The 5,955-nt window shown below is 36.1% G+C and carries 6 protein-coding genes; 3 read left to right on the top strand and 3 right to left on the bottom strand.

The features are described 5' to 3' along the window. The first annotated feature begins 56 nt into the window (after positions 1 to 56). The 3 genes from EVJ48_10100 (at position 57) to EVJ48_10090 (ending at position 2,696) form a co-directional block, all read left to right on the top strand. Entirely contained in the window at positions 57 to 1,115 is a 1,059-nt protein-coding gene (locus EVJ48_10100) for a phosphoribosylformylglycinamidine cyclo-ligase (protein RZV36696.1), read from the top strand. A gap of 75 nt (positions 1,116 to 1,190) precedes the next feature. Next, on the top strand, positions 1,191 to 1,790 hold the full coding sequence (locus EVJ48_10095) for a phosphoribosylglycinamide formyltransferase (GenBank protein RZV36695.1): 600 nt from the start codon (positions 1,191 to 1,193) through the stop codon (positions 1,788 to 1,790). A gap of 15 nt (positions 1,791 to 1,805) precedes the next feature. After that, entirely contained in the window at positions 1,806 to 2,696 is an 891-nt protein-coding gene (locus EVJ48_10090; protein ID RZV36694.1) for a cation transporter, read from the top strand. A 22-nt stretch (positions 2,697 to 2,718) separates the two neighbouring features. Here the strand turns inward: EVJ48_10090 and EVJ48_10085 are convergent, their stop codons facing one another. The 3 genes from EVJ48_10085 to EVJ48_10075 form a co-directional block, all read right to left on the bottom strand. After that, positions 2,719 to 4,152 (bottom strand): sigma-54-dependent Fis family transcriptional regulator, encoded by a 1,434-nt coding sequence (locus EVJ48_10085; GenBank protein RZV36693.1) that lies wholly within the window; start codon positions 4,150 to 4,152, stop codon positions 2,719 to 2,721. A gap of 24 nt (positions 4,153 to 4,176) precedes the next feature. Then, complete coding sequence (locus tag EVJ48_10080) at positions 4,177 to 5,403, bottom strand: molybdopterin molybdenumtransferase MoeA (GenBank protein RZV36692.1); 1,227 nt, start codon at positions 5,401 to 5,403, stop codon at positions 4,177 to 4,179. Beyond that, positions 5,404 to 5,955 (bottom strand): LysM peptidoglycan-binding domain-containing protein (locus EVJ48_10075; GenBank protein ID RZV36691.1); only part of this gene is annotated, 552 nt, incomplete at its 5' end.

The following is a 5,955-nucleotide window of genomic DNA, read 5'->3' as shown; positions in this document are numbered from 1 at the left end:
CACTGCTATTAAAGGCGCTTTACAAAATTTATAAAAAATTATAAAATCATACAACTATGGATTATAAAAAAGCAGGCGTAGATATAGAGGCGGGAAAAAAAGCCGTCGACGATATAACCTCAATAGTTAAAAGCACTTATACCAAGGGCGTCATAGATAATTTTGGATTATTCGGCTCTCTTTTTTCGATAGGGGAACTTAATTATAAGAATCCGGTTTTAGTTTCAGGAACGGACGGCGTAGGCACGAAGCTTAAAATAGCTTTTGCGGCAAATAAACACGATACGGTCGGCATAGATTTAGTCGCTATGAGCGTCAACGACATTGCATGTTTAGGAGCTAAACCGCTTTTTTTCTTAGATTATATATCCACCTCCAATTTAAATCCGGGAATTATTAAAGAAATAGTTTCGGGTATAGCTTTCGGGTGCAAAGAGGCTAAATGCTCTCTTCTCGGCGGCGAAATGGCTGAAATGCCTTCTTTTTATCAGTCCGGCGATTACGATTTGGCGGGTTTTGCGGTCGGGATAGTCGAAAAAGACGAAATTATAGACGGGAAGGAAATTAAAGAAGGTGACGGCGTTATAGGCATAGCTTCCAGCGGACTGCATTCCAACGGCTACTCGCTTGCAAGAAAGATAGTATTCGAGATGATGGGTTTGAGCATAAACGACCGTCTGCTTAAAGACGGGAGAACCGTTAAAGATGCCCTATTGGAACCGACTATTATTTATTCGGAACTTATAAGCGCGCTCAAAGGAAAATTCAAAATTAAAGGAATTGCCCACATAACCGGAGGCGGTATAACAGAAAATTTAGCCAGGATACTTCCGCAAGCAGTTTCTGCAGAAATTGACGGAAATTCATGGGAAGTACCCGAACTTTTTAAAATATTAAAAGAAGAAGGCGGCATAAGCGGCGACGAGTTTTACAGGGTTTTTAATGCCGGAATAGGCATGATTGTAATCACAGAAGCGAAGGATGCCCAAGATATCGTAAAATTTATTAATAACGAAGTTTTTTATTCAGGCGGTAAAAATTTTAGTTCGTTTAATATAGGTTATATATGCAGTAATAAAAGTCGTAACGGTCAACCGTCGGTCAGCATTAAATAACTTAATGTTCTACAAATATTTTACAATATCATCTAATATAATAAACCGTAATAATAAAAATAGTATAAATAAATAATGCAAAAGAAAATAAATTGCATAATTCTCGCTTCAGGAAACGGTTCTAACGCTTTAAATTTAATACGCATATTTCACATCGATACCAAAGAGCATAAAAATGCCGCCTGCAGTATAAATATATCGGCGGTCGTTTCAAACATAGAAAACGCACCTGTTATTGAAAAAGTCAGGCTTGCCGCACCCGATATCCCAGTTTTTTTTCTTCCTTACGCTTCGTTTTCGGAAAGGGAATATTTTGAAAAAGAGCTTGAAAGCATTATACGAAAATATAATATAAACTGTATAATTCTTGCAGGTTTTATGAAAATACTATCCAAAGAATTCGTTTCTAAATTTCATAAAAAAATAATAAATATACATCCTTCCCTGTTACCTGCTTTTAAAGGAAAAGATGCCATAAAAAGCGCATTCGATTACGGAGTAAAATATACGGGTGTTACCGTGCATTACGTAACTCCAGAAGTAGATGCAGGTCCTATTATCTGCCAGGAAGTCGTTAAGATCGAAGAAACCGATACCGTTGAATCTTTAGAGTTAAAAATTCACGATACCGAACATAAAATTTATCCTGCTGCGTTAAAAAAAATATTTGTATAAAATATTTGAAATAAATTGAAACAGTTTACTATAAGCCGCGAAAATATTTTTAATAAACTCAAGTTTGTTTCCTATGTAGGTATTTTTGCGAATATTATTTTAACTTTAGCAAAATTTTACTTCGGCATTGCCGGACATTCCGAGGCGTTGGTCGCCGACGGCTTTAATTCGCTTTCCGATATTTTTGCCGGACTGGTAGTTTACATATCTTTTAAAATATCCAACAAACCCCAGGACAAAGAGCATCCATACGGACATGCAAAAGCCGAAATGATAGCTACTTTTTTAGTGGCGTTAATCTTAATACTTTTCGGACTCTCTATTATAGCGGTGTCGTCCTTTAAATTATATTTCCGCTATTACGAGCGTCCGGCGTTCGATACTTTAATCGTTGCATCGGCTACTATAATTATAAAAGAAATTCTTTATAGATGGACTTTAAGGTGGGGCAGGCTTTTAAAATCTACGGGTTTGATTGCAACGGCATATGACCACAGAAGCGACGTCGTAGTGTCTACCGCCGTAGTAATAGGGATTATTTTTGCTATAAAAGGCTATTACTATATGGACCCCATAGCAGGAATAGTCGTAAGTTTTTTTATATTCCGTCTTGCGGTGAAACTTATAAAAGAATCTATAAGCAATCTTATGGACGAAAGCCCTCCCGCATCCGTGGTCGATAAAATAAAAAACTTAATTGCTTCCGTGAAAGGGGTTGAGCACATTACGAATATTAAGGTAAGAAAGTCCGGTCCTTATTTTTACATAGACGTCGAAATAGAAATTAATCAAAATATGACCGTTAAAATGTCTCACGATATAGCTGAAAGCGTTAAAAGCCGTCTTATGTCGTCGAATATTTATATAAACGACGTTATGGTCCATATAAATCCTTTTGAGAATTGAATATTATATAAATAAAGACAGATTAAATCTGTTTTTTAATATTAATTTTATATTCGTTGACTTTTTTCCGCAGGGTATTTCTGTTAATCCCTAAAAGTTTAGAAACTTTAAGCTGATTAAAATTATATAAATTAAGTATTTCTTCTATAATTATTTTTTCGGTCAATCCCATTATCGATTTATAAACGTCGTTAATTTCGGTATCTTTGACTTTTTCGATGTAATTTTTTATTTTTCGTTTAATAATATCTTCAAAAGGGTCGATTTCCGTTTTTTTGTCTTTTAAATTATTTTCGCCGTTATTCAATATTTCTATAAAATCATCTGAATTTAATACCGCAGAAGGCGACATAACCATGCATCTTCTGATTGCGTTTTCGAGTTCTCTTATGTTTCCTGGAAAATTATAAGACTGAAGCAAAGAAAGCGCATCGCTGCCCAGTTGCTTTTCCGGCATATTCAGCTCCTGAGAAAACTTTTTTATAAAAAAGTCGGCTAAAATAGGTATGTCGGATTTCCGTTCTCTTAAAGGCGGCAGGGTAATTTCTATAACGTTAAGCCGGTAGTATAAATCTTCCCTGAATTTTGCGTTTTTAACCATAGACTTAAGATTTTTATTTGTAGCGGCAATAATTCTGACGTCTATTTTAACAGGTTTATTAGAACCGACCGGCTCAATTTCTTTTTCCTGTATGGCGCGTAAAAGCTTAGCCTGAAGATTAAGCGGCATATCCCCTATTTCGTCTAAAAAGATAGTGCCGCCGTTTGCGCTTATAAACTTCCCCTCTTTTTTTTCGTTTGCGCCTGTATATGAACCCTTTTCGTGACCAAACAGTTCGGATTCTAGAAGTTCCGAGGGAATTGAGGGAGTGTTTACGACGATAAAAGGTTTATCGCTTCTTACGCTGTTTAAATGTATCGCTCTTGCTATAAGTTCCTTACCCGTACCGGATTCTCCCAAAATTAATACGGTAATGTTGTTATGCGATAACTTCCCTATGGTTTTAAAGACCTCCTGCATAATTTTAGACTTGCCTACAAGCAGGGTATCAAGAAAATCTTCCGATTTTTCAAATTTTTTATCGGTTAAGCCGTCGTTTTTTTTTATTTTTTCTATTATGCCTAGAATTTCGTCTAATTCAAAAGGCTTCGTTATGTAATCGTATGCACCTTTTTTCATAGCGTCAATAGCGTTTACCATAGTGTTCTGGGCAGTCATAATTATAACGTTCGGTTTATCGTCTAATTTTCTTGTATAAGCCAGAACTTCCATACCGTTAATTTTAGGAATTCTTATATCTAGAAATATAGCAAAATAGCGGTTATTTTTGATATAGGACAGCGCTTCTTCTCCGTCGGAGGCGGTTTCAATTACAAATTCGTCTTCCAGAAGTTTTTTTAATACGTAAACCAAACTTTGCTCGTCATCGACGATTAAGATTTTATGCTTTTTCATAATCTATTATTTATTATTATAAAGTCAGATAAGGTAAGTATCCAGCAATTCGCCCTTATGTACGCCTTCCGCGTCTTCCGGAACGGATATAATGGAATTCATAATACCGAAAACGTTTATCGTAGCGGGCCCCGATTTTTCAAATATTTCTGAATATACGGTTCCGTCTTTATAGAAAGTATTAGCCGGTATAAATTCTCTTCTTTTATTTTTTTTAATATATTCAAATGAAGAAACCGATTTAATTGCGCGCACCCGGCTGTTTATTTTGATATGCCCGTTTATGAAAGGTTTAACGTATACGGCCAAGCAGGTATAAAATGCAACGGGGTTTCCGGGCAGCATAAAAACCGGTATTTTTTTATTTATCAATCCGAAAGAAAAAGGTTTTGCGGGTTTAATAGCCACCTGCCTGAATTTAATTTTAAAACCTGCGGCTTCAAGCGCCTTTTCGGTAAAATCTTTATCGCCGAAAGAAGCTCCTGCTGAAGTTATTATTATTTTACTGGTTTTTACCGCTTGCGTCAGAGAGTTTTCTATTTCTTCCAAATTATCTCTGCATACCGCATTATTAACGACGGTGCAACCGTTTTGCATTAAAAAATTTTCCGCCAATATTCCGTTGGAATTATAAATTTTACCGTATGCAGGTTTTTTGTCGAGACCTATAATCTCGTTTCCGGTGGAAATAACGGAAACACTTATTTTTTCATATACTTTTATCTTCGTTATATTGCATGAGACGAGCAGGGATATATTTTCCGGAGTCAGTCTGGTATTTTTTTTTAAAATTACGTCGCCTTTTTTGATAACTTCGCCACGGCTTCTTACATTTTTACCGGATTTCACTGGAGAACTTACTATAAGGTTATTGTTTTCTACTACGGCATCTTCAATAGGTATTACGGCATCTAAAGTTTTCGGCATATATCCGCCCGTCATTATGCGGACGGCAAAGTTTTCGCCGTCCGATTTTTTATATTTATAACTAACGGAGGCATCCCCTGCATATACGACTTTTTTGTATATAGTTAATTTTAATTGCGATGAATTAAGTTTTTTCGTCAGATATGTATTAACGGCATACCCGTCCATTGCGGAATTGTCGCACGCCGGATAATCGACTTCCGATATAACGTCGTCGTATAAAACCCTGTCTATCGCGTTTACGACGGATATTTTTTCGGCTTTTAAAGATGCAGACGTATTTATTGAATTTATAATGTTTAAAGATTCATCGAAAGATATCATTTATTTGGTTATCTTAAGCAATTCGCCCGGATATATAGAATTTGGATTTTTTATGTTGTTTTCAGCCATTATATTTTTTACGTTGTCGTGAAATTTTGCGGAAATACCGTAAAGCGAATCGCCGAATTTTACCCTGTAGTATAAAAAGCCGCTATTCGTTCTTTTTGACCCATAGTTATTGCCGCCGCTCTTAATATAAGAATATCTTACGCTGTTATTCGAGCCGCCTTTTAAAAATATTTTTTCTCCCGTATGTATATCGTTTCCGTTAATCCGGTTTATGTCTTTAATATAATTTATAGATACGTTAAATTTTTGCGATATGCTCCATAAAGTCATTCCCGGCTTAACGATAATATATGATAAAGTTGCATCGCCGAAAGTGTTTTGGGCGATAGTTTTTTGAGGACCTTTTCCACCCGGTATTGTTATTTTTTCCCCTACTTTCAGTATAGAATAGCCGTTAAGCCCGTTGTACCTCTCTATTGCCGCAAGAGACGCTCCGTACTTGGAAGCGATTCCCATAAGCGTATCGCCGGGTTCTACCGTATA

It is taken from the genome of Candidatus Acidulodesulfobacterium acidiphilum (genome assembly GCA_008534395.1).
Taxonomy (GTDB): Bacteria; SZUA-79; SZUA-79; order Acidulodesulfobacterales; family Acidulodesulfobacteraceae; genus Acidulodesulfobacterium_A; species Acidulodesulfobacterium_A acidiphilum.
This window is presented reverse-complemented; position numbering and strand designations above follow the sequence as displayed.

Excerpts from the sequence above, each read along its gene's own strand:
- EVJ48_10095 (RZV36695.1), top strand. The coding sequence starts at position 1,191 with ATGCAAAAGAAAATAAATTGCATAATTCTCGCTTCAGGAAACGGTTCT.
- EVJ48_10080 (RZV36692.1), bottom strand. The coding sequence starts at position 5,403 with ATGATATCTTTCGATGAATCTTTAAACATTATAAATTCAATAAATACG.
- EVJ48_10085 (RZV36693.1), bottom strand. The coding sequence starts at position 4,152 with ATGAAAAAGCATAAAATCTTAATCGTCGATGACGAGCAAAGTTTGGTT.
- EVJ48_10100 (RZV36696.1), top strand. The coding sequence starts at position 57 with ATGGATTATAAAAAAGCAGGCGTAGATATAGAGGCGGGAAAAAAAGCC.